This is a genomic window from Bacillus sp. MC1252 (assembly GCF_056838025.1).
Genome location: NZ_CM166369.1, coordinates 1,716,982 through 1,741,438 on the forward strand (window position 1 = coordinate 1,716,982; position 24,457 = coordinate 1,741,438).

Annotated in this window: 26 protein-coding genes; 17 read left to right on the forward strand and 9 right to left on the reverse strand. The window is 40.1% G+C overall.

The window, feature by feature from the left end; translation table 11 throughout:
• Positions 1-77 precede the first annotated feature (77 nt).
• Complete coding sequence (locus ACYH0L_RS08605; protein WP_230030202.1) at positions 78-986, forward strand: DMT family transporter; 909 nt, start codon at positions 78-80, stop codon at positions 984-986.
• A 12-nt stretch (positions 987-998) separates the two neighbouring features.
• Here ACYH0L_RS08605 and ACYH0L_RS08610 read toward each other — a convergent pair whose 3' ends face one another.
• Positions 999-1,190: a hypothetical protein gene (locus ACYH0L_RS08610; protein WP_327925234.1), complete on the reverse strand. Its 192-nt coding sequence runs from the start codon at positions 1,188-1,190 to the stop codon at positions 999-1,001.
• A gap of 110 nt (positions 1,191-1,300) precedes the next feature.
• Between ACYH0L_RS08610 and ACYH0L_RS08615 the strand changes: the two genes are divergently transcribed.
• Entirely contained in the window at positions 1,301-3,517 is a 2,217-nt protein-coding gene (locus ACYH0L_RS08615) for an RNA ligase (protein ID WP_482354460.1), read from the forward strand.
• A gap of 208 nt (positions 3,518-3,725) precedes the next feature.
• Here the strand turns inward: ACYH0L_RS08615 and ACYH0L_RS08620 are convergent, their stop codons facing one another.
• A complete protein-coding gene (locus ACYH0L_RS08620; protein WP_099725725.1) occupies positions 3,726-4,313 on the reverse strand; it encodes a DUF6944 family repetitive protein in 588 nt (195 codons plus the stop codon).
• Positions 4,314-4,795: 482 nt separating this feature from the next.
• Here ACYH0L_RS08620 and ACYH0L_RS08625 point away from each other — a divergent pair, with 482 nt between their 5' ends.
• The 5 genes from ACYH0L_RS08625 (at position 4,796) to ACYH0L_RS08645 (ending at position 11,273) form a co-directional block, all read left to right on the forward strand.
• Positions 4,796-5,374 carry a TetR/AcrR family transcriptional regulator gene (locus tag ACYH0L_RS08625; RefSeq protein ID WP_099725724.1) on the forward strand — a complete coding sequence of 193 codons (579 nt, stop codon included), beginning with the start codon at positions 4,796-4,798 and terminating at the stop codon, positions 5,372-5,374.
• Positions 5,375-5,395: 21 nt separating this feature from the next.
• Positions 5,396-8,539, forward strand: coding sequence for a bifunctional cytochrome P450/NADPH--P450 reductase (locus ACYH0L_RS08630; protein WP_482354461.1), 3,144 nt, complete (start codon positions 5,396-5,398; stop codon positions 8,537-8,539).
• A 186-nt stretch (positions 8,540-8,725) separates the two neighbouring features.
• Positions 8,726-9,634 carry a trypsin-like serine peptidase gene (locus tag ACYH0L_RS08635; RefSeq protein WP_099725722.1) on the forward strand — a complete coding sequence of 303 codons (909 nt, stop codon included), beginning with the start codon at positions 8,726-8,728 and terminating at the stop codon, positions 9,632-9,634.
• A gap of 273 nt (positions 9,635-9,907) precedes the next feature.
• Positions 9,908-10,288 (forward strand): NucA/NucB deoxyribonuclease domain-containing protein, encoded by a 381-nt coding sequence (locus tag ACYH0L_RS08640; protein ID WP_230030533.1) that lies wholly within the window; start codon positions 9,908-9,910, stop codon positions 10,286-10,288.
• Between the two features lie 136 nt (positions 10,289-10,424).
• The gene (locus tag ACYH0L_RS08645; RefSeq protein WP_256499610.1) at positions 10,425-11,273 is read left to right on the forward strand and encodes an STAS domain-containing protein; all 849 of its coding nucleotides are present in this window, start codon (positions 10,425-10,427) and stop codon (positions 11,271-11,273) included.
• A gap of 32 nt (positions 11,274-11,305) precedes the next feature.
• Here the strand turns inward: ACYH0L_RS08645 and ACYH0L_RS08650 are convergent, their stop codons facing one another.
• Positions 11,306-11,848 carry an IseA DL-endopeptidase inhibitor family protein gene (locus ACYH0L_RS08650; RefSeq protein ID WP_099725719.1) on the reverse strand — a complete coding sequence of 181 codons (543 nt, stop codon included), beginning with the start codon at positions 11,846-11,848 and terminating at the stop codon, positions 11,306-11,308.
• 294 nt (positions 11,849-12,142) lie between these two features.
• Between ACYH0L_RS08650 and ACYH0L_RS08655 the strand changes: the two genes are divergently transcribed.
• Positions 12,143-12,592, forward strand: a complete 450-nt coding sequence (locus ACYH0L_RS08655; protein WP_099725718.1) for a hypothetical protein — start codon at positions 12,143-12,145, stop codon at positions 12,590-12,592.
• Between the two features lie 47 nt (positions 12,593-12,639).
• Here the strand turns inward: ACYH0L_RS08655 and lexA are convergent, their stop codons facing one another.
• Complete coding sequence (gene lexA, locus ACYH0L_RS08660; RefSeq protein WP_003212311.1) at positions 12,640-13,260, reverse strand: transcriptional repressor LexA; 621 nt, start codon at positions 13,258-13,260, stop codon at positions 12,640-12,642.
• Between the two features lie 159 nt (positions 13,261-13,419).
• Here lexA and yneA point away from each other — a divergent pair, with 159 nt between their 5' ends.
• From yneA to ACYH0L_RS08690, 6 genes are all read left to right on the forward strand, one after another.
• Positions 13,420-13,731 (forward strand): cell division suppressor protein YneA, encoded by a 312-nt coding sequence (yneA, locus tag ACYH0L_RS08665; RefSeq protein ID WP_034660770.1) that lies wholly within the window; start codon positions 13,420-13,422, stop codon positions 13,729-13,731.
• 17 nt (positions 13,732-13,748) lie between these two features.
• Positions 13,749-14,396, forward strand: a complete 648-nt coding sequence (locus ACYH0L_RS08670) for a YneB family resolvase-like protein (protein ID WP_099725717.1) — start codon at positions 13,749-13,751, stop codon at positions 14,394-14,396.
• A gap of 69 nt (positions 14,397-14,465) precedes the next feature.
• A complete protein-coding gene (locus ACYH0L_RS08675) occupies positions 14,466-14,696 on the forward strand; it encodes a DUF896 domain-containing protein (protein WP_099725716.1) in 231 nt (76 codons plus the stop codon).
• A gap of 193 nt (positions 14,697-14,889) precedes the next feature.
• Positions 14,890-16,893 carry a transketolase gene (gene tkt / locus ACYH0L_RS08680; RefSeq protein ID WP_327925228.1) on the forward strand — a complete coding sequence of 668 codons (2,004 nt, stop codon included), beginning with the start codon at positions 14,890-14,892 and terminating at the stop codon, positions 16,891-16,893.
• A gap of 198 nt (positions 16,894-17,091) precedes the next feature.
• On the forward strand, positions 17,092-17,538 hold the full coding sequence (gene sirA / locus ACYH0L_RS08685; protein WP_012010100.1) for a sporulation inhibitor of replication protein SirA: 447 nt from the start codon (positions 17,092-17,094) through the stop codon (positions 17,536-17,538).
• Positions 17,539-17,622: 84 nt separating this feature from the next.
• On the forward strand, positions 17,623-17,841 hold the full coding sequence (locus ACYH0L_RS08690) for a YneF family protein (RefSeq protein ID WP_003212379.1): 219 nt from the start codon (positions 17,623-17,625) through the stop codon (positions 17,839-17,841).
• Between the two features lie 268 nt (positions 17,842-18,109).
• On the opposite strand, the gene ACYH0L_RS08695 is transcribed toward ACYH0L_RS08690, so the two are convergent.
• Entirely contained in the window at positions 18,110-18,283 is a 174-nt protein-coding gene (locus ACYH0L_RS08695; RefSeq protein WP_369810454.1) for an aspartyl-phosphate phosphatase Spo0E family protein, read from the reverse strand.
• Between the two features lie 209 nt (positions 18,284-18,492).
• Between ACYH0L_RS08695 and ACYH0L_RS08700 the strand changes: the two genes are divergently transcribed.
• Both ACYH0L_RS08700 and ACYH0L_RS08705 read left to right on the forward strand, forming a co-directional pair.
• On the forward strand, positions 18,493-19,200 hold the full coding sequence (locus tag ACYH0L_RS08700; RefSeq protein ID WP_034323747.1) for a cytochrome c biogenesis CcdA family protein: 708 nt from the start codon (positions 18,493-18,495) through the stop codon (positions 19,198-19,200).
• Positions 19,201-19,294: 94 nt separating this feature from the next.
• Entirely contained in the window at positions 19,295-19,777 is a 483-nt protein-coding gene (locus ACYH0L_RS08705; protein ID WP_230030207.1) for a CcdC family protein, read from the forward strand.
• 217 nt (positions 19,778-19,994) lie between these two features.
• Here ACYH0L_RS08705 and ACYH0L_RS08710 read toward each other — a convergent pair whose 3' ends face one another.
• The 4 genes from ACYH0L_RS08710 to sspO form a co-directional block, all read right to left on the reverse strand.
• Positions 19,995-20,423 (reverse strand): DUF2621 domain-containing protein, encoded by a 429-nt coding sequence (locus ACYH0L_RS08710; protein WP_034323742.1) that lies wholly within the window; start codon positions 20,421-20,423, stop codon positions 19,995-19,997.
• A gap of 262 nt (positions 20,424-20,685) precedes the next feature.
• Complete coding sequence (locus ACYH0L_RS08715) at positions 20,686-21,087, reverse strand: Hsp20/alpha crystallin family protein (protein ID WP_099728347.1); 402 nt, start codon at positions 21,085-21,087, stop codon at positions 20,686-20,688.
• Positions 21,088-21,189: 102 nt separating this feature from the next.
• Positions 21,190-21,336 (reverse strand): small acid-soluble spore protein P, encoded by a 147-nt coding sequence (locus tag ACYH0L_RS08720; protein WP_099728348.1) that lies wholly within the window; start codon positions 21,334-21,336, stop codon positions 21,190-21,192.
• A gap of 16 nt (positions 21,337-21,352) precedes the next feature.
• Entirely contained in the window at positions 21,353-21,499 is a 147-nt protein-coding gene (gene sspO, locus ACYH0L_RS08725; protein WP_099680711.1) for a small acid-soluble spore protein O, read from the reverse strand.
• A gap of 220 nt (positions 21,500-21,719) precedes the next feature.
• Here sspO and acnA point away from each other — a divergent pair, with 220 nt between their 5' ends.
• Positions 21,720-24,449, forward strand: coding sequence for an aconitate hydratase AcnA (acnA, locus tag ACYH0L_RS08730; RefSeq protein WP_099728349.1), 2,730 nt, complete (start codon positions 21,720-21,722; stop codon positions 24,447-24,449).
• Positions 24,450-24,457 lie beyond the last annotated feature (8 nt).

The following is a 24,457-nucleotide window of genomic DNA, read 5'->3' on the forward strand; positions in this document are numbered from 1 at the left end:
CTAGGTGAATGGACATAGTAAGATGACGACATACAAGGTGAGAAGTTCATCTACTGCTGATGTAAAGGAAGCTGCTTATGGAAATAATTACAACTGTTCCAAAGAAGTCAATCGCAGTGCCGCTTGTAATTTCAATTATTGCCATTTCGTTCTCTGCAATTATTGTGAAATGGTCAAGTGCTCCTGCTGCTATTTTAAGTATGTATCGAATGATCTTGGCGGCTGTTTTGATGCTTCCGTTTATCCTGCCGCGGAAAAAAGAGTTTCTCTCGATTAAGCGTAGAGACTGGTTTTTATTATGTATGTCAGGCTTCTTTTTAGGACTTCATTTTATGTTGTGGTTTGGCTCACTGAAGCTGACCACAGTGGCAAGTTCTACGATTATCATCGCTCTTCAGCCGATGGTGTCCCTGTTAGGTGGATTTCTCATTTTCCGTGAACGAACAACGATGTCTGCTATATTCACGATGTGTGCGGCGATTGTTGGTGCACTGATGATTGGGTGGGGAGATATAGGGCATAGCCAGGAAGCAATTGTAGGAGATATTTTATCCTTTTTAAGTGTGATTGCAGTTGTTTGTTATTTATTAATAGGCCAACAAGCTGTGAGAAAAATATCTCATTGGATTTATAGTTTTTGTGTATTTGGTTTTGCCGGCCTTTTTTTAATTCTTTTCAACCTGCTTCAGCACACTCCTTTTACAGGCTATCCGGGAAAAGAATGGGGAATCTTTTTATTGCTCGCCATTATTCCCACCATGTCTCATGTCATTAACAATTGGTTATTAACCTATGTCAATGCGACAACCATTTCAATGAGTATTCTCGGTGAACCTGTTGGGGCCACGATACTTGCTGTATTGCTGCTTGGAGAGAAAGTCACACTGTTTCAAATGTTAGGCGGTCTGCTTGTCCTTTTAGGTGTCTTTTTCTTTTTGATGCAGCAGCGTCAAGGGATCGTGATGAAAACAAAAAAATCCGGTTAATCTCCGGATTTTTTACTCTTTTAAATGATTTTTTTCAATGACTTGGTTTAATCTAGCCTCGACTTTCTTTAATTCCATTCGTTTCTTTCTAATCATTCGAAATGCGCTGACAATGCTTGTTACGATAAATGCGATGAATAGAAGAGGAAATACTTGAAATATGATATCTCCAATGTTGAATGCAACATTCTCTCCATTAGACATGTGTAAAACCTCCTTCTCTATCTATATATTACCATAATCAATAAAAGATTGAGATTTATCCATAATTTATCTATAATAGGTAAAATATCAGTCATTAAAGGAGAACCAATATGAGAACTTTAGTCCTTTTACGAGGTCTCCCAGGTGTAGGTAAATCAACATGGATCAAAGAGCAAGGCTTAGAGCCATATACTTTATCAGCTGATCAGATCCGTTTGTTGACCCAGCCGCCGCAGTTATCAGTCAATGGGAAACCGGAAATTACGAGCAAGCATGATCATAAAGTGTGGTCTTTATTATTTGATTTACTCACAGCCCGAATGGAACGCGGAGACTTTACTGTGATTGATGCGACACATGTCACAAGCAAGTCGATTTCTCAATATAAGTCGTTAGCTACTACGTATCGTTACAGGGTGTATGTCGTCGATTTCACGCAAGTGCCACTTGAAACAGCCCTCCTGCAAAATCGCTCACGAGAACCGCACAAAGTTGTGAGGGAGTCTGTTTTGTATCAAATGAACGAACGGTTAAAAACAGAAAAGGTACCGTCGTGGGTGACCGTTTTGCAGCCAGAGGAATATCCGCACGTGATGACCTATCAGTCTCGATCCTTTGATCAATATGAGGCCATTCATGTCTTCGGTGATATTCACGGTTGTCATACAGCCCTTAACACCTATTTGCAAGGGGACATCAAAGAAAACGAACTTTACATCTTTGCAGGTGATTTGCTTGATAGAGGAATAGAAAACAAAGAAGTTTTAGAATGGATGCTCGCACATCGAGAATGCCGGAATGTCATTGTGATCGAAGGCAATCATGATCAGCATTTATACCGGTTTGCACATGGCGAAAAAGTAAGAAGCAACATGTTTAATCGTCATACTGCGCCTGAAATCGAAGCAGGGGACTTTGATTTAAAAGAAGTAAGAAAGTTTGTCAGAACATTTCATCAGCTTACTTATTTTACGTACCATGGCCAGACATATCTTGTCACCCATGGCGGGCTTGCTCATTTGCCAGAAGAGCTTCTGCATGTCTCGACCCAGCAGCTTATTCACGGAGTAGGGGAATATTCAGATGACATTGACCACTTATTCGTTCAAAACACAGCTGGATTAGATATCATTCAAATTCATGGACATCGCAATTTATACAGGCTGCCTATTCAAGCAGCAGATAGGTCTTATAACCTCGAAGGTCAGGTTGAATTTGGCGGACAGCTGCGGGTGCTGAAAATCACAGCTGACGGGATTGAGACATATGAAATTGACAATCCTGTATATAGAGCCTCTGAGAAAAAACAATCGGTCTCTGTTCAACCAGATATTTCGCTGGAGGATTTTTTGGCTCATTTAGATCAGCATGAGTACGTACAGGAATTAAAGCTTCCGCACCACATTTCATCTTTTAATTTTACAAAAAAGGCTTTTAGTGAACGGCAATGGGACGACGTGAATGTGAAGGCAAGAGGTTTGTTTGTCAATATGGCTTCAAAGCAGATTGTTTCTAGAAGCTATAATAAATTTTTTAACATTGATGAGCGTCCTGAGACAAGAATGCAGCATTTAGTGAATCACCTACAATTCCCTGTCACCGTATATGATAAAGCAAATGGATACTTAGGAACTGTTGGGTATAACGAAATGGAGGATGAATTGGTGTTTACATCCAAATCGTATACATCACATGTGAAGCAAAATCCGCATGCTTCCTGGGTCGAAGAGCTATTTTTTGCAACCTTTGACAATGTGCAGGTCGACTACATCAAATCATACGTACGTGACAACAATGTATCTCTTGTGTTTGAAGTCATTTTGCCAGAGAAAGATCCACATATTATCACATATGATCAAGATCAACTTATTTTACTTGATATTGTGAAGCGGCAGCTGAGCTATGAAAAAGCACCATTTGCTGAAGTGAAAAGATTAAGTGAACAGCTTGGAATGTCATCCAAGCAGAAAGTGGCTGCGTTCCAGGATTGGACGTCTTTTTATAAATGGTATCAGGCAGTATCTCATGATAACTCGATTAAAGAAGAGGGATATGTCATTGAGGATGACAGAGGCTTTATGACCAAGCTCAAGCTTCCTTATTATCAATTCTGGAAGCAGATGCGTGCTATTAAGCAGCGCGTTGCAGAGAAACGTTCCGCGCAAAAATATATGCAGGCTTTGCAAACGGCGGAGCAAGCAAGATTTTATACGTGGCTGCTTGAGCAAGAACCAGAGAATGTGAGAAAACGCTCAATTATTGAGCTGCGATCACAATTTGAGCAAAATGAAGCAGCCCAATTGAATCATGACGAAATAAATGCATAGTGTAAAAAAGAGTCTTTCTAAACAAGAGCTGAGATAGTTGCCAGAGGGACTAAAATAATCTTTGTTTTAGTCCTTTCTCTTCTTATGTGCAGAAAATATGCAGAAAAAAAGATTATTAAAAGTGTTGATATATGGATCAGGGAAGGTTGAAATGGCTTAAAGAGGAATAAGCGGCGAGCGCAAGTAGTCTCAATATATAGGTCTATTTCTAGCCCCTCCAAGTCTCTTTATATGGACATATGTTGCTGGCTATGAACTCATCAGTTAAGAGAAGGGCAACAAAGTTTGAACCAATTGCCTGTGAAATAGCCCCCAAAGTGGATAGAATTTGTGCTCCTTCTTCCTTGTTTTTTAATTCATAAACGCCACCAATTGCTTCTAAACCAGCACCTAATGCTTGAATCGAATTACCAACAGCAAATAGTTGCTCTCCAATGATATAATCTCCAGTAGCAGCGATAGAGGCACCAATCGATTGAAAGGAATCACCAAGTATCTCTAGACGAAGATTATCTGAATTTTCACCCTCCACATCTTGTAAATAAGCAGCTAATGAGCTTGTTGATGCACCAGCACCATCAATTAAGTTTCCAGTAAAAGCATAAGAATTCTCCTCAGGCGCTATTGCTATAACAAAAGATCCGACTGCTTGCAGACCTTCTCCGATTGCTACAAGTTTATTATTGATTTCATTCATTCCTGCTAAAGATCTGATTTCTGCAATTGCAGAAATGATTGTACCAAGCGCATCAATCCAAGCTCCTGTTAAAATGTTGTACTCATCAACATTACACATGTTCCACCTCAAATTGTTGTAGATTAACTGGCAGCAATATCACCGATTTCTGAATTCCCTTTTTAATAATATAGTCTGAACAAAGGAAAGGAGTGAAGGTCAAAATGCTTTCCATTAAAGAAATCATTGAATCGAACAAAAAAGCTTATCATGATGTTGTAATGGGTACATGAGGATACGCCGTCCACGCAAGTAAAGGGAGGTATATATTGATGCCTATGATGATCACATTCATTCTCCAATCGATCAGGAATGAATATATAGTGCTGAGGACACCCGTATGTCACAAAACTGCCAATATTTATAAGTCCTTTGGATGCAATGTAACTAGGTATCATTTCTCAATTATTATTATTTTCAGAAAATGTGGTGACGGGGTAAAATAAGTGTGTTTAAGTATAAATAGAAGAAATTAAAATATTAATATAATATACCCCATGCGGAATGAACATTCATTACTAAAGCGAGAGGAGGGGGATAAAATGCCAGCAGCTCCTGATAAACAAGAGCAGATCATGAAGGCTTCACTGGACTTATTTATTGAACGAGGCTTTGATGGCACCACGATGCCGATGATTTCAAAAAGAGCCAACGTCGGAGCAGGTACCATTTATCGGTATTTCGATAGCAAAGAAGCACTCGTCAATATTTTGTACCAGCGCAGCCTCACTGCATTTATCGAAAAAATGAACAAAAACAGTCCAGATCCAAGGGTAAGTATTAGGGCTTACTTCAAGCATGTATTTTATTGCTTGGTTTTGTTTACAAAGGAGAATCCAAGCGGTCTTTATTTTTTAGAAATTGATAAACGGTCACATTACTTAGATGAGACGAGCAAAGAGAAAATGCAGCTTTTATTAAATGAACTATTTCACATCTTTGAAGAAGGGAAGAAGGATGGGATTCACCCAAATCTCTCTGGTAGAACCATTTTATCAATTGTATTTGGCGCCTTTGTACAGCTTCATAAACAGATCCTTGCAGAAGAAATAGAGCCAACGATTGAATTTTTAGAGGAAATTGAGCAATGTTTATGGCGCGCCATTAGCGTTGCATCATAATGAAATAAAGGGAGTGGGAACATGCAACAAACATCAATCATTCCAAAACCAAAAACATACGGACCGTTAAAAAATATTCCCCTACTGAAAAAGGGAGAGCTTTCTCAAACTTTTTGGCGGCTGGCAGATGAGCTTGGACCGATCTTTCAATTTGAATTTTCAGAAACAACTAGTGTTTTTGTTTCCAGTCATGAGCTTGCTCAAGAAGTATGTGATGAGAGCCGTTTTGATAAATACATTGGGATTAGCCTCGATAAAGCAAGAGCATTTGCTGGGGATGGGTTATTTACGAGCTGGACAGAAGAACCAAACTGGAGAAAAGCTCATCAAATCTTGATGCCGGCGTTTAGCCAGCAGGCCATGAAGGGCTATCACGAGATGATGCTCGATATTGCAACGCAGCTTGTGCAAAAATGGCAAAGATCAGGCCTTGATGAAGAAATTGAAGTAGCAGAGGATATGACAAAGCTTACGTTAGATACGATCGGGCTTTGCGGTTTTGATTTTCGATTTAACAGCTTTTATAAAGAAAATCAGCATCCATTCATCGAAAGCATGCTGAAAGGCTTAAATGAAGCGATGGACCAATCGAAGAGATGGCCGATTGCAGATAAGTTAATGATCAAAAGAAGAAAAGAATTTGAGCATAATGTCGACTTCATGAAACAGTTAGTAGATGACATTATTAAAGAACGTAAAAAACAAGATGAAACGGGCGATGATTTGCTGTCCCTAATGCTGCATGCAACGGATCCTGAAACAGGTGAGCGTCTGTCAGATGAAAATATCCGTTATCAGATTATTACCTTCTTAATAGCGGGGCATGAAACGACAAGCGGTCTGCTATCATTTGCGATTTATTTCCTACTAAAGAATCCAGATAAATTAAAGAAAGCCGTTCAAGAAGCAGATGATGTGCTGCAAGGCGGGCTGCCGACATTTAAGCAGGTACAAAAGCTAAGCTACACCCGTATGGTGTTAAATGAGGCACTTCGACTTTGGCCGACTGCCCCTTCTTTCTCACTTTACGCTAAAGAAGACACAGTGATCGGAGGGGAATATCCGATTGAGAAAAATCAAAGTGTGACGGTGCTGCTTCCAAAATTACACCGTGATCAAGCGGTTTGGGGACAGGATGCAGAAGAATTTAAACCAGAGCGGTTTATGCATCCTGAAAACATCCCACAGCATGCCTATAAGCCTTTTGGGAACGGCCAGCGTGCATGTATTGGTATGCAATTCGCACTTCATGAAGCCACTATGGTTCTGGCTATGGTTCTGCACAATCTGGAATTGATTGATCACACATCATATGAACTTGATTTTAAAGAATCTTTAACGATTAAGCCAAACGATTTTAAAATCAAAGTGCGGCCAAGGAAGCAGCAATTCTTTATGGCACCTCCGAAAGAGGAATTGAAAAAAAGCACTGCTTCTGATGAGTCAAAAGTGGCCAGTCACGGTACACCTCTGCTTGTCTTGTATGGATCAAATCTTGGCACAGCGCAGCAAATGGCAAACGAATTTGCTGAAGACGGAAAAGCAAAAGGGTTTGACGTAACCACTGCACCACTTGATGACTATACACGCCAATTACCAGATTCAGGCGCTGTATTGATCGTGACGGCTTCCTACAACGGACATGCGCCTGACAATGCGAAACAATTTGTGGATTGGGTGACGCAGGATGAGGAGCAGGATTTATCAAACGTGACATTTGCAGTCTTTGGATGTGGAGATCGAAATTGGGCGAGTACGTATCAGCGTATTCCACGTCTCATTGATGAGGCATTTGAAAGAAAAGGAGCGAAGCGTGTTGCTGATTTAGGCGAAGGCGATGCAGGCGGTGACATGGATGAAGATAAAGAAATATTCCAGAAGACTGTTTTCGAAGAGCTTTCAAAAGAATTTAATATCACTTTCCAAGAGAAAAATCAGGAAAAGCCAAATTTATCAGTTGCTTATACGAATGAGCTAGTGGAACGTCCTGTGGCGAAAACATATGGTGCCTTTTCAGCTGTTGTCTTGAGAAATACAGAATTACAATCTGAAAAAAGCCCGCGGCAAACAAGGCATATTGAACTGAAATTGCCTGAAGGGAAACAATACAAAGAAGGGGATCATATCGGGATTGTACCGAAAAATAGTGTTGCACTCGTTCAGCGGGTGACCAATCGCTTTAAACTAGATCCTCAGCAGCATATTAAGCTTTCTTCTGAAAAAGAGGCAAGTCATTTACCATTAGATCAGCCGGTTCAAATCAGAGAACTACTCGCGTCACATATTGAGCTTCAAGAGCCTGCGACACGTACGCAGCTAAGAGAGCTTGCAAAATATACAGTATGTCCGCCTCACCGAATAGAACTTGAACAAATGGCTGGTGAATCCTATCAAGAATCCATATTAAAGAAGCGAGTGACCATGCTGGATTTATTAGATCAATATGAAGCGTGTGAGCTGCCCTTTGTACACTTTTTGGCGCTTTTACCAGGTTTGAAGCCGCGTTATTACTCGATTTCTAGCTCACCAAAGGTAGATGAAGAAAGGGTCAGTATCACAGTAGCAGTTGTGAAAGGCGAAGCGTGGAGTGGCCGCGGAGAATACGCCGGGGTCGCATCAAACTATTTATGTGATCTGCAAGAAGGAGGAGAAGTGGCCTGCTTCCTGCATGAAGCGCAGGCAGGATTCCAGCTGCCGCCTTCACCTGAAGTACCGATGATCATGATCGGACCAGGAACAGGAATTGCCCCATTTAGAGGGTTTGTTCAGGCAAGAGAAGTGTGGCAGCATGAAGGAAAACAACTTGGTGAAGCCCATCTTTACTTTGGCTGCCGTCACCCTCATGAAGATGATCTGTATTTTGAGGAAATGCAGCTGGCAGAGCAAAAAGGAGTTGTCTCTATCCACAGGGCTTACTCTCGTTATGATGAGCAAAAAGTGTATGTCCAGCATTTGATGAAAGAGGATGGCGACATGCTTATTGAATTACTTGATCAAGGTGCGTATCTGTATATTTGCGGGGATGGAAAAGTCATGGCACCAGATGTAGAGGCTACACTTGTCGATCTGTATCAAGCCGTGAAACAGTGCTCGAAAGAAACAGCTGAAAATTGGCTGACATCACTTTCAAATGACAATAGATATGTAAAAGATGTATGGAGCTAACAAACAGCGAAAACCGCCAATTTGGCGGTTTTTTTCTACATAGAAAGAGATAGAATGAATGTTGGGAAGATACAAAACACCTAATTTAAAAATGAAATATTTTGTAAAAAATAAGAATATTCTCTCATTTACTCCAATATGAAACAATCGTATGATTTTTGATATAGGACATAAAGGAGGAATATGATGAAAAAGGTGAAAATGTTAATCCCTTCTCTACTCGTTTTTGGTGCTTTAAGTGTGCCTAGTTTTGCTCATGCCGCCTCGGATTCAGTACTAACGTCTGATTATGATATGGTGACTTCTGATGGAAAGGTAATCTCTTCAAGTGATTTCCACAATGATACGAAAGCCCCCTCATCCTTTGACAAAGTGGATGATCTTTCTTCTACTGTTGGCGAAAAAGTAAAACCACTAACAAAATATTTAAAAGACTTTCAAACAAAAGTAGTCATTGGAGACGATGGTAGAACAAAAGTAGCGAACACAAGAGTTGCGCCATACAATTCGATTGCTTATATTACATTTGGCGGGTCCAGCTGTACTGGTACACTCATTGCCCCCAACAAAATTTTGACAAACGGACACTGCGTGTACAATACAGCATCGAGAAGCTATAGTGCAAAAGGGTCTGTGTATCCAGGCATGAATGATAGTACGGCCGTGAACGGCTCAGCAAACATGACTGAATTCTATGTCCCAAGCGGATATATCAATACAGGTGCGAGCCAATATGATTTTGCCGTCATTAAAACAGATACGAACATCGGAAATACGGTCGGTTACCGCTCCATCCGTCAGGTGACAAATCTGACTGGAACAACGATTAAAATTTCTGGATATCCAGGAGATAAAATGAGGTCGACTGGCAAGGTGTCACAGTGGGAGATGTCAGGTCCTGTGACGAGAGAAGATACGAATCTAGCATACTATACGATTGATACGTTTAGCGGAAATTCAGGTTCTGCGATGCTCGATCAGAACCAACAAATCGTCGGGGTTCATAACGCAGGCTATTCAAATGGAACGATCAATGGTGGTCCAAAAGCTACAGCTGCCTTTGTTGAATTTGTAAACTATGCGAAAGCGCAATAAAAAATAGAGCATAAAGCTCGTTTCCTTCAAAGGGGACGAGCTTTTTTGTTTTGAACAGAATTTGCTGGTTTTCTATTTTTCTAATCTGAGAGATTCATCAAGCGGCTCATAATCATCATTTTTTTCACATGTCATCCGTTAACCACTCATACATTAAAAATGACTCATTTCCTTAAAGTCAAGATCATACCTGAAGAAGTATGAGGGGGTCACAAGCTTTTGAAGATGAGGAGAGACTGGTTCACTGCTGTCGTCCTATGCTTTGTGATATGGATGGGTGTGTTATTAAGTGGATTTGGAGAGAATCAGGCGGCAAAAGGGGCAGATCGTTATGATCATGTCATTCAATTTCCAAAGGAACGGTATCCTGAAACAGGCAGTCATATTCAAGAAGCCATTCGAAAAGGGCATTCAGATGTGTGTACCATTGACCGAAACGGGGCAGATGTCCGCAGGCAAGAATCGTTAAAAGGAATTCCCACAAAGCCTGGCTTTGACCGGGATGAATGGCCGATGGCGGTTTGTCTTGAGGGAGGAAAGGGTGCAAGTGTTCAATATGTCAGTCCATCAGATAATAGAGGAGCAGGCTCATGGGTCGGACACCAAATAAGCGGCTATCCTGATGGAAAAAGAATTTTATTTATTGTGAAATAAAACTGGGGAAGAGGCTCCTTTCGTGAGGGGCTTTTTTTGTTTACAGATAGAGCGTATTCGAGCTAGCAGGGATAAAAGATTCAGTGGTACAATCAATCTATAATGACAAGAAGAAAATGTGAAGGGACATATGCTTATGGACAAGAACCGTGCATTATACGATTTTTTCATGCAACATGCAGAGAAATTAACTAAAACATGGTATGAATCAATTGAGGATGATGATCCAGAATCTATTTATCGTTCAACAGATTCGAGCATCATAGCAGAGCTTAAACGGCAAAATCAAGATTATTATCAGCATTTTATACGTGCTCTTATTGAAGACGAGACGTATTTACATACTGAGTTTAAAAAGTGGTCGGAAGACTTAGCAAGTGATCCGAAACATTTAAACACACCATTAGATTATGTCGTCAGAGAATATATGTCTAATCAAAGAGTGGTCCTTCATTACTTAAAAGAGTTTATTAAACAGCGGCAAGGTGATATTGATATCGATCGCATATTTTATTGGTATGATTTAATATCAGAGGCGTTTAACATTTCAATCCATGTGTTCATCCAGCAATATGTGAAAAACACAACCAAACAGCTCGTTGCTCAAAGAGATATGATTTATGAGCTGAGCTCTCCCGTCATCGTCTTAAAAAGCCATATTGCATTATTGCCTTTAGTAGGTGACATTGACACGGCGAGAGCAAAGATTATATTAGAAAATACATTAAAACAGTGCTCGCAAAAAGGTGTTCAGCATTTGTACATTGATTTATCGGGTGTCGTCATTATTGATACAATGGTGGCTCATCAAATGTTTGATCTTGTCACGTCACTTCGGTTAATTGGGGTGGAGACGACCATTTCAGGGATCAGACCAGAAATCGCTCAAACAGCTGTGCAGCTCGGGCTTCCTTTTCATGAATTTCGCACGGCATCATCACTTGCCCACGCGCTAGATCACATGACTGAATTTTCTCCTAAATAAAAACCAGGCCTAGTAACGGGCCTGGTTTTTATTTAGATCACAGCGTCAATTTTTGTTACTTTCCAATCCTTTTGTACTTTCTCATAAGTGACAGTTCGTTTTACTTCACGTCCATCAAGTGTTGGGACTGTGAATTCATATGTGCGGATTGTATTTTTCTTAGAGACAAGTTTAGGTGTTGCTTTCTCCCAATTGAGCATGTTGTCTCCGTCACCGACTGGAACAGCCATTTTTCCATTATGAACAATAAACTGATAGTCTTTTAAACCATGAGTGATCGCATCTTTTGTGAAAACTTGAGATAGGTAGCTGTTTAGTTTTTTCTTTGTATCAAATGTTTTAGAAAGATAGTTGTATGTCATGTCTTTATAACTAAATGATTTTAATTTGTAATCTGAATGTTCATTAATTTTGTAGCCTGACATCGCACTCCAAAAGTGTTCTCGTGCATCAAGGGCAATATGTAACGCTTCTTTATTTGTTAAAGCGGCTGGTTTTTTGGAAGCGGCTAGTGTTGTTGATTGTAATGAGATCATAAGCATAATAGCAGTTAATAAAACAAATAATTTTTTCAAGGCGATTGCCTCCTTTTTTAAATGAAAACTTCTTATGTTACAAATGTTACAATAATTACAGTGATATTACAAGTGTTAAATCTAAAAGTTTTTTATTTCTTTTCTTTCTACCTATATAACGTTTGAGCGAGACAAAAAGTTTTCATTTTTTTATTTTTTCTTCTTCACTACTATTTAACCGTTCTACAGAAGAACAAAACGTCTTTTGGAAAAATTTCTATTTGGACGTTCAACACCCTTTTTCATTTATGACATATACTGTCGTGATGAATGTCTAAGAAAGTGGTGTTTAATATGTATCATCCGTATGAAGGTATGTGGAATGGGTACTTATATGATAGGCAGGTACAAGGATGGCCATCGCTTCCTGTTCCTCAAGTTGGAGGATTTCCTGGGTTTCCAATCGGAGGGGGAGGTACTGGGCCAGGGCAAGGTTCAGGCGGACAATCAGCCCCGCCAGCTCCGCCGCAGCATATCATCTCACAGTATCAGCAAGCAGTCTCTCAGCCTCAAAGTATGCAGTCACTTATTTCAGGGCAAAGTGTAAGTGGAGGCCAGCAAACTGTTCAGTTTGCAGCGGGATGTAATAGAAGATGGACGATTGTGTTCCTTAGAAACGGTCAAGTATTTTTAATGTATGTGCTTTCCTCACAGCCTTTTGGCCGTACAACAGGCTTTATATGGCCGAACTTTACATTTGGTTCGTTCCCAAGTTCGAGTATTCTTGCTTATTCTTGTTCATAAAAGAAAAAGCCGGTTCTCATCAGCAACTGATGAAATACCGGCTTGTTTTAATGAATATTTCGAAATACGCCAATCACTTTACCTAGTATACTCACATTCTGTAAAATAATCGGTTCCATTGATGGGTTCTCTGGCTGTAATCTAAAGTGTGTATCTTCCTTATAAAAACGTTTCACTGTGGCTTCATCTTCCTCTGTCATCGCGACCACAATATCTCCATTGTTGGCAGTGCTTTGCTGACGGACAATGACATAGTCCTTGTCCAAAATACCCGCATCAATCATACTTTCTCCCATAATTTCAAGCATAAATACTTGTTCATCTGGCGCTGCAAAAGTCTCTGGAAGAGGGAAGTATTCTTCTACATTCTCAACAGCCGTGATAGGCAAGCCGGCTGTTACTTTTCCGATGACTGGTACATTCATTACAGCACTCTTTGGAATATTCATTTCCTCTTCATCTAGTACTTCGATCGCTCTAGGTTTTGTCGGGTCTCTTCTAATTAAACCCTTTGTTTCTAGTCTAGCTAAATGTCCATGGACAGTTGAGCTGGATGCTAGACCGACAGCTTCTCCAATTTCACGAACGGATGGGGGATAGCCCTTGCTTTTTACTTCTTCTTTGATGAATGTCAGGATATCGAGTTGTCTTTTTGATAGCTTCGTCATCTTTTGCACCTCAAAACGTCAATTTTAAAGAAATTATAGCATGTTTTTCCTAACAGTACAAACATAGGTTCGAAAAAAACGTTTGACAGAAACGTTTGTTCGTATTTATAATGAATGACAGAAAGAGCGAACGCATATTCTGTTAGGGGAGATGACATTATGAGGTTAAAAGAATCTATTATTTTTATTGGGGTATTCTCATTCATCGTTGGCATATTTCTCTCACTTATCGCAGTCACTAGCCATAATGATCCAAATCAATATGTTAAAATAGAGGTTCAATCAGGTGATACTCTTTGGGGGTTAGCTGATCAAGTAAACGACAGTAAATCAATCGACAAAAATGCGTTTATTGACTGGGTAACCGAACACAATGATCTTGCTTCAACTGAAATCCAGCCTGGAGACATCCTTGTGATACCAGTCAAAAAAGAGCATCCAGTCGTATATCAACTTGCAACAGTACAGTAGAAAGGTCGATTGAAGAGATGAACGCAATCATTTATGCGAGAGTCAGTACTGTCAAAGAAGAGCAGGAAACCTCGCTGAAAAGACAAGAAGAAGAATTGCTAGCTTTAGCTGCTTTGCACAAGATGAATGTGGTCAAAGTCATTAAAGAAAAAGCGAGTGGATACGATCTAGATCGTAATGGTGTTTTTGATATGCTTGCTACGCTGAAAGAAGAGTCAATAGATGCTGTTCTCATTCAGGATGAGACGCGCCTTGGAAGAGGACAAGCAAAAATTGCGCTTCTTCATTGTCTTTTTAAAGAGAAAGTAAAGGTGTATAGTGTTTTTCATAGAGGAGAGCTTGAGCTTTCAGAAGCAGATGAGATGGTCATTGAGATTGTAGGAATCGTGGAAGAGTATCAACGAAAAATTCATAACCTGAAAATTAAGCGGGGAATGAAGAGGGCTGTTGAGCGCGGGTATCAGCCTGAACTCAATTTAAAACACCGTGAGCAGGCGCCTGGCCGTGAGCGAATTGAAGTACCGATTTCAGAAATTGTTCGATTAAGAAAAAACAACATGACGTTCGCCGAAATCGCAGCAACACTTCAGGGACTAGGCTTTGACATTTCAAAGGCGACGGTGCATAGAAGGTATCAAGAATATGAAAAAGCTCTTACCACGTAAAGTGTGAATTGTTGTAAAAATGAATGATATTTAGTAGTATTTAGAGAAAATGTTTTAAAGGAGTTTGTCATGATTTCTAAAAAGCAGCTTGCAAGAATAAATGAGCTTTCAAAAAAGTCGAAAGAGACCGGTTTGTCGGACGCTGAAAAAACAGAACAAAAGCATTTAAGAGAAGAATATTTAAAAGCTTTTCGTTCTTCTATGAAAAATACACTTAAAACCGTGAAAATCGTCGATCCTGAAGGAAACGATGTCACACCAGAAAAATTAAAAAGAGAAAGAGATCAGAACCTTCATTAAGATCAGGATTTCTTGAATTTTGAAAAGATGGGAAGAATATTCTCATCTTTTTTCTTATTTGCATAAGTTTTTAGGTGATCGATAAACTAAATGTGACAAAATCCTTCTTTTTCAGCGTGAAATAGTTGTGAAAAAAGGACAGTAGATTTATGATAATGGTGTACACAAGATACGGAAGGGGATTTAAATTTATATGGAAACGATTGAATTGAAATCTATTGCAACAATACGTACTCTCTCCATAGACGCAATTGAAAAAGCGAATTCCGGTCACCCTGGAATGCCAATGGGTGCTGCACCAATGGCATACGCTTTATGGACGAATCACTTAAACGTAAGTCCGCAAAACCCAAATTGGTTTAACAGAGACCGTTTTGTTTTATCTGCGGGACATGGCTCTATGCTTTTATATAGCATGCTTCATTTAAGCGGATACAACCTTAGCATCCAAGATCTAAAACAATTCCGCCAATGGGGAAGCAAAACACCTGGACATCCTGAATTTGGACACACAGAAGGCGTAGATGCCACAACAGGTCCTTTAGGACAAGGGATTGCCATGGCAGTTGGAATGGCACTTGCAGAAAGACATCTTGCGGAAACGTATAACAAAGACAACTTTAACGTTGTGGACCACTATACATACAGCATTTGCGGAGACGGAGACTTAATGGAGGGAATTTCCTCTGAAGCTGCTTCACTTGCTGGTCATTTAGGCTTAGGCCGTTTAATTGTTCTTTATGATTCAAATGATATTTCTTTAGATGGCGACCTAGATCGTTCATTCTCTGAAAATGTGAAGAATCGTTTTGAAGCGATGAACTGGGAAGTTCTTTACGTAAAAGACGGCAACAACATCGAAGAAGTGACTGCTGCTATTGAAAAAGCCAAACAAAGTACGGACAAACCTACTCTCATTGAAGTGAAAACAACGATCGGTTTCGGATCTCCAAACCGTGCGGGAACGTCTGGTGTGCATGGTGCACCGCTTGGCAGCGACGAAGCAAAGCTGACGAAGGAAGCTTATTCTTGGACGTTTGAAGAAGATTTCCATGTACCTTCTGAAGTGTACGATCATTTCAAAGAAGCTGTAAAAGACGCTGGTCAGAAAAAAGAAGCAGCGTGGAATGAGCTATTTGAGCAATATGAAAAAGAATATCCAGAGCTAGCAGCTCAGCTGAAGCTTGCGATTGAAGGAAAGCTTCCTGAGAATTGGGATCAAGAGGTTCCTGTTTATGAATCAGGCTCAAGTCTTGCCTCTCGCGCTTCTTCTGGCGAAGTATTAAATGGCATTGCGAAGCAAGTACCTTTCTTTATTGGTGGTTCTGCTGACCTTGCTGGATCAAATAAAACAACAATTAAAAACACTGACGACTTTGGTAAAAATAATTACGCCGGCAAAAATATTTGGTTTGGTGTCAGAGAATTTGCAATGGGTGCCGCGTTAAACGGTATGGCACTTCACGGCGGTCTCCGTGTATTCGGCGGAACGTTCTTTGTTTTCTCAGATTACTTAAGACCAGCTATTCGTCTTGCTGCATTAATGGGACTGCCAGTCACGTATGTCTTTACGCATGATAGTATTGCCGTCGGTGAAGATGGGCCAACGCATGAGCCGGTTGAACAACTTGCTTCATTACGCGCGATGCCTAACCTTTCTGTCATTCGTCCAGCAGATGGAAACGAAACAGCTGCAGCGTGGAAACTGGCTGTATCTTCAACGGATAAACCAACAGCACTAGTACTCACTCGTCAAAACCTTCCAACGATTGACCAAGCACCAGAGAAGGCATATGAGGGAGTAGAAAAAGGTGGATACGTTGTCGTTGAAGCTGCTGATGCTCAGCCAGAAGCACTTTTACTCGCTTCAGGATCTGAAGTAGGCTTAGCGATTGAAGCGCAAAAGGCACTTGAAAAAGAAGGCATCCGTACTTCTGTTGTGAGTCTTCCTGCATGGGATCGCTTCGATCAGCAGTCAGACGAATACAAAGAGTCAGTCCTACCTAAAGCAGTGAGAGCACGTATTGCGATTGAAATGGGTGCTTCACTTGGCTGGGAGCGTTACACTGGTCTTGATGGCGACGTGATTGCGATTGATAAATTTGGCGCTTCTGCTCCAGGTGAAACCATTATTGAGAAATACGGATTTACTGTAAGCAACGTGGTCAGCCGTGTGAAAGCGAAGCTTAATAAATAATCGATTTCCAAGCATCATGCTTTTTTGCTACCTGTTTGCAGAGCATTTCCATCCGCTCTGCAAACTTTTTTCTTTTTTCTTGTTTTTTTGACAAAACTAGTTTCTTCTTGCTTCATATATAGACAATTCTTTCTTTCACATTTTTGTATAATACAAGCAATATACGAGATTGACGAAATGTGAAAGGAAGGGATAGACATGGAACGCCATTATTATATTTATTGGATTGAGGATGAATTTGCGCATCATTATTTTGGTAGAGAATCGATTTTGTTTCATTTGTTTGAGTCGTTACACTGGACGAACCGCACGGAAGATGAATTGGTTATGCTTGTGAAACAAGTGGATTACGTGACGAAACGAATCCCTGCTTTTCATATGCACCAGCGATTAATGAACAACTTAACGAACATTCACTATACACAAATAGGCTCGATTTACAGCGCCTCCTTACCAGATGGAAAAGGAACAGCTGCATTCATCATCAAAGATCGTTATATTCAAATGTCTGCCACAGGTAGTTATGAGGCAGAAGCGGTGTTTTTTGAAGTGCTGAGAAAAATCAGTCCTTGCTTCCTTGCCATGGACTTTGGATCAAAGAAGCACGGGTGGCTCAATCCGGTAAAAGTGAGGAATTTTGTTTAAAAAAATAAAATTGAACGTGAAATGTTGTATAATAGCCTTTTGTTTAGTACACTTTATACGAGACAACATGAAGGAGGAAGAATTATGGATTTATGGGTTGTCATCCTTGTAGGCGTTGTTGCACTGCTTGCAGGAGTTGCACTCGGATTCTTTATTGCTCGTAAGTATATGATGAGCTACTTGAAAAAGAATCCACCAATTAATGAACAAATGCTTCGAATGATGATGATGCAAATGGGCATGAAACCGTCCCAAAAGAAAATCAATCAAATGATGAAAGCCATGAACAACCAAGCGAAATAATACGTACGATATTATGATCATAGATGGAACATGGGCATAAAGAATGGACAAGCTATGTCCTTTCTTTATGAAGTCACCTTCATCAGACGCTTAAAACCACTGTACTTGCATGAATGAAGCAGGGAAGGTGGTTTTTATTATGGCGTCATGCATCATCTAAAAGACCAAAAACAAAAAACCCCTGTGATCAGAGGTTTTTGTTTCGTTTATTGTCACACATATCAACTTTTCTAAAATCGTGCGGCATGGTTTATATCATGAGATATGATTAGTTGGCTGAGTTTGAGTGTAGGTGTCGTTGATATTGTAAGAGGAGATGATCTAGCTGCTGGCTATGTTCGATGGTCACTGTTGATGTCATCCCATTATGCAAGACAACTTTCATCAGCTCTTCTCTTTTTTCTTCGATTTGAGTTAATAATGATGTTTTTACCAAAGTCATGTTCCTTTCATGCAAATCTTGATAAAAAGAATCGATTCTATTATATCCATATTAAGGTTTATTTTCAAATTTAAAGGATTCGTTATCTCGATGTCAAATTAAATTATATAAGGTTTTAAGAGAATAGACCATCTTTATTGAGATGATGTAAAAAAAATGAAATGATTTTGTCATCTCTTGTTGTATATTATAAGAAGGGGGGTGTTCTTTTGTCAGATCTGAATTATTTTTTAGCTTTTGGAGCAGGGTTTCTTTCTTTTATCTCACCGTGCTGTCTTCCGCTTTACCCAGCCTTTTTATCGTATATCACGGGTGTTAGTATAGATGAAGTGAAATCTGAGAAAGTGATGCTGAGAAGAAGAAGTCTGCTTCATACATTATTCTTTTTAATTGGGTTCTCTATCATCTTTATTGCGATTGGCTTTGGGACATCGTTCGTTGGTTCGTTCTTTATTGAATATCATCAAGCGATTCGTCAAATTGGGGCCATTCTCATTATTTTCTTTGGCTTTATGATTCTTGGTGTATTTCAGCCCTCTTTTCTGATGGGGGAAAAGAGAATGCAGTTCAAAAATCGTCCGGCTGGTTTTTTTGGATCGATTCTCATTGGAATGGGTTTTGCCGCTGGATGGACACCCTGTACCGGCCCGATTTTATCAGCTGTCATCACACTTGCCAGCAATAAACCGGAGTCCGCTGTGACCTATATGATTGCGTATGTATTAGGCTTTGCCATTCCGTTTTTTGTTCTGTCCTTTTTCATCACGAAAATGGCGTGGATCAGAAAGCGTCAGCAGCTCATCATGAGAATTGGCGGGATCATTATGATTGTGGTAGGGATTTTACTGTTCTTTGATCTTCTAACATGGATTATCATTATGTTCTCATCATTGTTTGGTGGATTTACAGGCTTTTGAAATCGTTTTCTACAGTCGCGGCGAATGGTTTTTTTTCGTCAATTGGAGTATATTATACATAGACTGACCTTAAAGAATAAAGGAATGATTTGATATGATGATCATAATCTCTTCTATAATTGCGGTATGTATGGCGGTAGCCGTCATGTTTATTCGCATTAAATCATCTGCAAAACCTGCAACCGCGAAAAAAATTATTTTACCTCCTATATTCATGAGCACTGGTGCTCTGATGTTTTTGGTCCCTATGTTTCAAGTAACTGGAGCTGAATTTCTTGAGGCGATCACAGTGGGGATGTTTTTCTCCATATTTTTAATTAAAACATCAAAATTTGAAATTAGAGGGAATGAAATTTATCTAAAGCGATCAAAAGCATTTGTGTTCATTCTCATTGGTCTTCTTATTATTCGTATTGGCATGAAGACCATCCTGAGTTCTTCCATTGATTATGGTGCGTTAAGCGGGATGTTTTGGATCCTTGCCTTTGGCATGATTGTGCCTTGGCGGGTCGCTATGTATTTATCGTTTAGAAAGCTGTCTAAACAATTAGATCCCCAGCAGGCTCAAATGAATTAAACCTCCTTTATAAAAAGGAGGTTACAGCGTGTAGACAAACCCTCGCATTCGTTGTCAGTCCTGCGCGCTGGTGCTCACGAATGTCAAATCCGCTCCAGTGCTCGTCCTTCCTAGAATTCAAAGGTGTTCTATCACGCTGAAAATAAGACTAAGGGCTAAAATAAAGATCATTTTAGCCCTTTGTCAACAATCTGAAACCTCCTTTATAAAAAGGAGGTTATTTTAATAGCGATTCGTATGGCGTGTGATCGATGTTTTTTTCTTGCAGGCGCTTAAGTAAAAACTTATGGTCTCGCTTTGGCGTAGCGATTATATAGCCGCGAATAATTAAGTCTAAATTAATGCTGGCAGCCTGTTCTTTTAATGCCAGTTCGCCAATTTTGCCCGCGATTTTTTCTTTGGCGACATCTCGAAACAGCTCTGGAACTGGTAATACGAGCTCATTTAAAAGCTGTTTGTCCTCATCCCGCCATAGGTGCAAGCTCTTTTGAATATATTCATCCTGCCAATCAAGTTCTGATTTCCCGTCTTCCTTCGGCAATCGTTTTAAAAATTTGCGAAACATAAAAAAGCCACCGATTGCTAGTAATCCGATCATCACTGTCCCCCAAAATAAAATGAACCACAAAAACCAGCCGCTTAACATGTTCTCACTCCTTATACCCCTTATGTCTCTATCTTATTTTACATGAAGAGATGATAGAAGAAAATAACAAAAATGTCTGTATCTTTTCTCTATAAGCGCCCCTTTTTCATTGATAGACGTCCATTTACTAGAAGGACCCAAACCATTTAGTAGAAAAAGCATATATTATCGTATAGCGACTCTACTATTTGGCCATGGTGGTTCGCAAAAGGGATTGACTTGAAACGAACGGAAGAGAGCCCACCAAAATGAAGGTGGGCTCTTAATGTTTGAAATGCGGCATTTGAAAGGAAAATGCCCCGTCTTGATGATGAGAATATTTTTTAATTTTTATCGATATGATTCGGTTTTCGTATTCTGTGTCAATGTCTTTGTTATTCAAATAAAAAGGGAGCATGACACTTTTTTCAATTTGCTGTTCGCTTTCATCATTTGGCTTTTGTGCCGTGAAAGCTAGAGTGAGCTCATATCCAGCGAAGGTCAGCTTTACATCAGTGATCAACAAGGTAGAGATATCGATCTCAATAATATAATCACGGCTTGTTTCATACAAATCAATTGGGAGGTGTTCATCATACCAGGCAAAAGGATCATCCATTAACACATTGAGCCAATCATCTATTTCAAGAAAATCAGAGGAATTCACTTGCTTTTCATTCTCCATAAACACTCCTCCATCACATCTCATAATAAATCATATGTTGAAAACTGAAATGTGTGAAAGACCTAAAACATCCCGTTTGGTCACGGGATGAGAAGGGAATGTTTACATATCATGATGTGAATTGTGCTTTTGTCTTGAATGGTTGCGGTTTTTCACTTTTTTACTGCCTGATAATGGCTCAGGCTGCCTGCCATGATGCTCCTTAGGAGAGTTTTGACGGATGTCTTTCCCTGTGTTTTTATTCGTCATGATTCTTGCTCCTTTCTTATTGGTTCTTTTTGCGTTTTTTATTGTTTTGTCTTTGTTCTTCTGTTAAAACGAGCTGATCATTTTCAATATAGCCTGCACCTTTTCCTTGGCTTTTGGCTGCGTTCATGCCGTTAATCACATGATTTGCTTTGCGTTTTGTCATGTTCTATCACCTCAATATTAGTATGAACCCGCGCCACTCGGTTTATGAAGAGTAATCATTTCCTAATGATAAGATAAACTTATTGAATTTAATAAAAGCATTGTTATTTACTTATGTATGAATTTGTTTTAAGATGAAATTGTGAGAAAATTGTGGTGAAATACGACGATTTTTCTGAGAATTGAAATTGATCTTGATCATCAAAAGGGGGATTTTGGACATGTCGAAACAGCAGCAAGTCGCTAAACAAGACGCTTTTCAATCTAGAAAAACGTTTTCGACAAATGGGAAAACGTATCACTATTATTCGTTAGAAGCACTAGAAAAACAAGGAATCGGAAATGTTTCTAAGCTGCCTTATTCCATTAAGGTACTGTTAGAATCAGTGCTTCGCCAAGTAGACGGTAGAGTGATCAAAAAGGAACACGTTGAAAACTTGGCAAAATGGGGAACTGCCGAGGTAAAAGAGATTGATGTTCCATTTAAACCATCTCGTGTTATTTTACAAGACTTCACGGGTGTACCAGCCGTCGTTGACCTTGCTTCTTTAAGAAAAGCAATGGCAGATGTCGGAGGAGACCCGGATAAAATCAACCCTGAAATTCCAGTTGACCTTGTCATTGACCACTCGGTACAAGTTGACAAAGCTGGAACTGAAGACGCATTAAACATTAACATGGATTTAGAATTCGAACGTAACGCAGAGCGTTATAACTTCCTTAGCTGGGCAAAGAAAGCGTTTAACAACTATCAAGCTGTTCCGCCTGCAACAGGAATTGTTCACCAAGTGAACTTAGAGTATCTTGCAAGTGTTGTTCATGCGATTGAAGAAGATGACGAGATCATCACTTACCCAGATACACTAGTTGGTACTGACTCTCATACAACAATGATTAACGGAATTGGTGTTCTTGGATGGGGAGTTGGCGGTATCGAAGCGGAAGCTGGTATGCTTGGTCAACCTTCTTACTTCCCAGTACCAGAAGTCATTGGCGCTAAATTAGTTGGGGAGCTTCCAAACGGAACAACTGCAACTGACTTGGCATTAAAAGTCACGCAAGTACTACGTGAAAAAGGCGTTGTGAACAAGTTTGTTGAATTCTTCGGACCAGGCGTTGCACAGCTGCCATTAGCTGATCGTGCAACGATTGCGAACATGGCGCCTGAATACGGTGCTACTTGCGGATTCTTCCCAGTAGATGAGGAAGCTCTGGCTTACCTACGTCTCACTGGCCGTGATGAAGAGCAAATTAATATCGTTGAAGAATATTCTCGCGCAAATGGTTTATTCTATACGCCAGATGCTGAGGAACCAGTATTTACTGATGTCGTGGAAATTGATCTTTCTAAAATTGAGTCAAACTTATCTGGTCCAAAACGTCCACAAGATTTGATTCCACTTTCTGAAATGAAAGAGACGTTCCATAAACATATTGAAAGCCCAGCAGGAAACCAAGGATTCGGCTTAGAAAAATCAGAGCTGGATAAACAAATCGAATTTGATCTTTCAAACGGTGAAAAAGCTGTCATGAAGACAGGTGCGATTGCGATTGCAGCGATTACGAGCTGTACGAATACATCTAACCCATACGTCTTGATCGGGGCAGGTCTTGTTGCGAAGAAAGCAAGTGAGCTTGGTATGAAGGTACCAAACTATGTGAAAACGTCACTAGCGCCAGGTTCAAAGGTTGTAACAGGATACCTTGTGAACTCAGGACTTCTTCCATACCTAAGAGACCTTGGATTTAACATTGTTGGATATGGCTGTACAACATGTATCGGAAACTCTGGACCGCTTGAGAAAGAAATTGAGGAAGCTGTCTCTGAAAATGATCTGCTGATCACTTCAGTTTTATCAGGTAACCGTAACTTTGAAGGACGTATCCATCCGCTTGTCAAAGGAAACTACCTTGCATCACCACCACTAGTTGTGGCATATGCACTTGCGGGTACTGTAGATATCGACCTAACAAAGGATCCGATCGGTGTCGATAAGGATGGCAAAAACGTCTATTTCAATGACATTTGGCCAACGATGGACGAAATCAACAGTGTTGTTAAGAGCACAGTAACACCTGAATTATTCCGTTCAGAGTATGAAACTGTCTTTGATAACAACGATCGCTGGAATGAAATCAAAACAACCGATGATGCACTATACAAATGGGATGAGAATTCAACTTATATTGACAACCCACCATTTTTCGAAAACCTTTCAGTTGAACCTGGCAAAGTTGAGCCACTTAAAGGACTTCGCGTTGTTGCAAAATTCGGTGACTCTGTCACAACTGACCATATTTCTCCAGCTGGAGCAATTGGGAAGGACACACCTGCAGGTAAATACTTGCAAGAAAGAGGCGTGTCGCCTAGAGACTTCAACTCATATGGATCTCGCCGTGGGAACCACCATGTTATGATGAGAGGTACTTTTGCAAACATCCGTATTAAGAACCAGATTGCACCGGGAACAGAAGGCGGATATACAACGTATTGGCCAACTGGTGAAGTGACATCCATTTATGATGCATGCATGCGTTATAAAGAAGATGGAACAGGTCTTGCGATCTTAGCAGGTAAAGACTACGGAATGGGTTCTTCACGTGACTGGGCTGCAAAAGGAACAAACCTTCTTGGGATTAAATTTGTTCTAGCTGAAAGCTTTGAGCGTATCCACAGAAGTAACCTTGTCTTCATGGGCGTACTTCCTTTACAGTTTAAAGACGGAGAAAGTGCAGAGACTCATGGACTAACAGGAACCGAAACATTTGAAGTAGATGTTGACGAAACAGTTCGTCCGCGTGATCTTGTCACTGTAAAAGCAATCGATGCAGATGGCAATGAGAAAACATTTGAAGTGCTTGTTCGCTTTGACAGTGAAGTCGAAATTGACTACTATCGTCATGGCGGTATTCTTCAAATGGTACTGCGTGAAAAATTGGCAAGCAACTAATAAAACGA

What these genes read in the sequence shown, in the direction of transcription:
- ACYH0L_RS08605 (WP_230030202.1), top strand. Translation starts at nt 78, where the DNA reads ATGGAAATAATTACAACTGTTCCAAAGAAGTCAATCGCAGTGCCGCTT.
- ACYH0L_RS08610 (WP_327925234.1), bottom strand. Translation starts at nt 1,190, where the DNA reads ATGTCTAATGGAGAGAATGTTGCATTCAACATTGGAGATATCATATTT.
- ACYH0L_RS08615 (WP_482354460.1), top strand. Translation starts at nt 1,301, where the DNA reads ATGAGAACTTTAGTCCTTTTACGAGGTCTCCCAGGTGTAGGTAAATCA.
- ACYH0L_RS08620 (WP_099725725.1), bottom strand. Translation starts at nt 4,313, where the DNA reads ATGTGTAATGTTGATGAGTACAACATTTTAACAGGAGCTTGGATTGAT.
- ACYH0L_RS08625 (WP_099725724.1), top strand. Translation starts at nt 4,796, where the DNA reads ATGCCAGCAGCTCCTGATAAACAAGAGCAGATCATGAAGGCTTCACTG.
- ACYH0L_RS08630 (WP_482354461.1), top strand. Translation starts at nt 5,396, where the DNA reads ATGCAACAAACATCAATCATTCCAAAACCAAAAACATACGGACCGTTA.
- ACYH0L_RS08635 (WP_099725722.1), top strand. Translation starts at nt 8,726, where the DNA reads ATGAAAAAGGTGAAAATGTTAATCCCTTCTCTACTCGTTTTTGGTGCT.
- ACYH0L_RS08640 (WP_230030533.1), top strand. Translation starts at nt 9,908, where the DNA reads ATGGGTGTGTTATTAAGTGGATTTGGAGAGAATCAGGCGGCAAAAGGG.
- ACYH0L_RS08645 (WP_256499610.1), top strand. Translation starts at nt 10,425, where the DNA reads ATGGACAAGAACCGTGCATTATACGATTTTTTCATGCAACATGCAGAG.
- ACYH0L_RS08655 (WP_099725718.1), top strand. Translation starts at nt 12,143, where the DNA reads ATGTATCATCCGTATGAAGGTATGTGGAATGGGTACTTATATGATAGG.
- lexA (WP_003212311.1), bottom strand. Translation starts at nt 13,260, where the DNA reads ATGACGAAGCTATCAAAAAGACAACTCGATATCCTGACATTCATCAAA.
- yneA (WP_034660770.1), top strand. Translation starts at nt 13,420, where the DNA reads ATGAGGTTAAAAGAATCTATTATTTTTATTGGGGTATTCTCATTCATC.
- ACYH0L_RS08670 (WP_099725717.1), top strand. Translation starts at nt 13,749, where the DNA reads ATGAACGCAATCATTTATGCGAGAGTCAGTACTGTCAAAGAAGAGCAG.
- ACYH0L_RS08675 (WP_099725716.1), top strand. Translation starts at nt 14,466, where the DNA reads ATGATTTCTAAAAAGCAGCTTGCAAGAATAAATGAGCTTTCAAAAAAG.
- tkt (WP_327925228.1), top strand. Translation starts at nt 14,890, where the DNA reads ATGGAAACGATTGAATTGAAATCTATTGCAACAATACGTACTCTCTCC.
- sirA (WP_012010100.1), top strand. Translation starts at nt 17,092, where the DNA reads ATGGAACGCCATTATTATATTTATTGGATTGAGGATGAATTTGCGCAT.
- ACYH0L_RS08690 (WP_003212379.1), top strand. Translation starts at nt 17,623, where the DNA reads ATGGATTTATGGGTTGTCATCCTTGTAGGCGTTGTTGCACTGCTTGCA.
- ACYH0L_RS08695 (WP_369810454.1), bottom strand. Translation starts at nt 18,283, where the DNA reads ATGACTTTGGTAAAAACATCATTATTAACTCAAATCGAAGAAAAAAGA.
- ACYH0L_RS08705 (WP_230030207.1), top strand. Translation starts at nt 19,295, where the DNA reads ATGATGATCATAATCTCTTCTATAATTGCGGTATGTATGGCGGTAGCC.
- ACYH0L_RS08710 (WP_034323742.1), bottom strand. Translation starts at nt 20,423, where the DNA reads ATGTTAAGCGGCTGGTTTTTGTGGTTCATTTTATTTTGGGGGACAGTG.
- ACYH0L_RS08715 (WP_099728347.1), bottom strand. Translation starts at nt 21,087, where the DNA reads ATGGAGAATGAAAAGCAAGTGAATTCCTCTGATTTTCTTGAAATAGAT.
- ACYH0L_RS08720 (WP_099728348.1), bottom strand. Translation starts at nt 21,336, where the DNA reads ATGACGAATAAAAACACAGGGAAAGACATCCGTCAAAACTCTCCTAAG.
- sspO (WP_099680711.1), bottom strand. Translation starts at nt 21,499, where the DNA reads ATGACAAAACGCAAAGCAAATCATGTGATTAACGGCATGAACGCAGCC.
- acnA (WP_099728349.1), top strand. Translation starts at nt 21,720, where the DNA reads ATGTCGAAACAGCAGCAAGTCGCTAAACAAGACGCTTTTCAATCTAGA.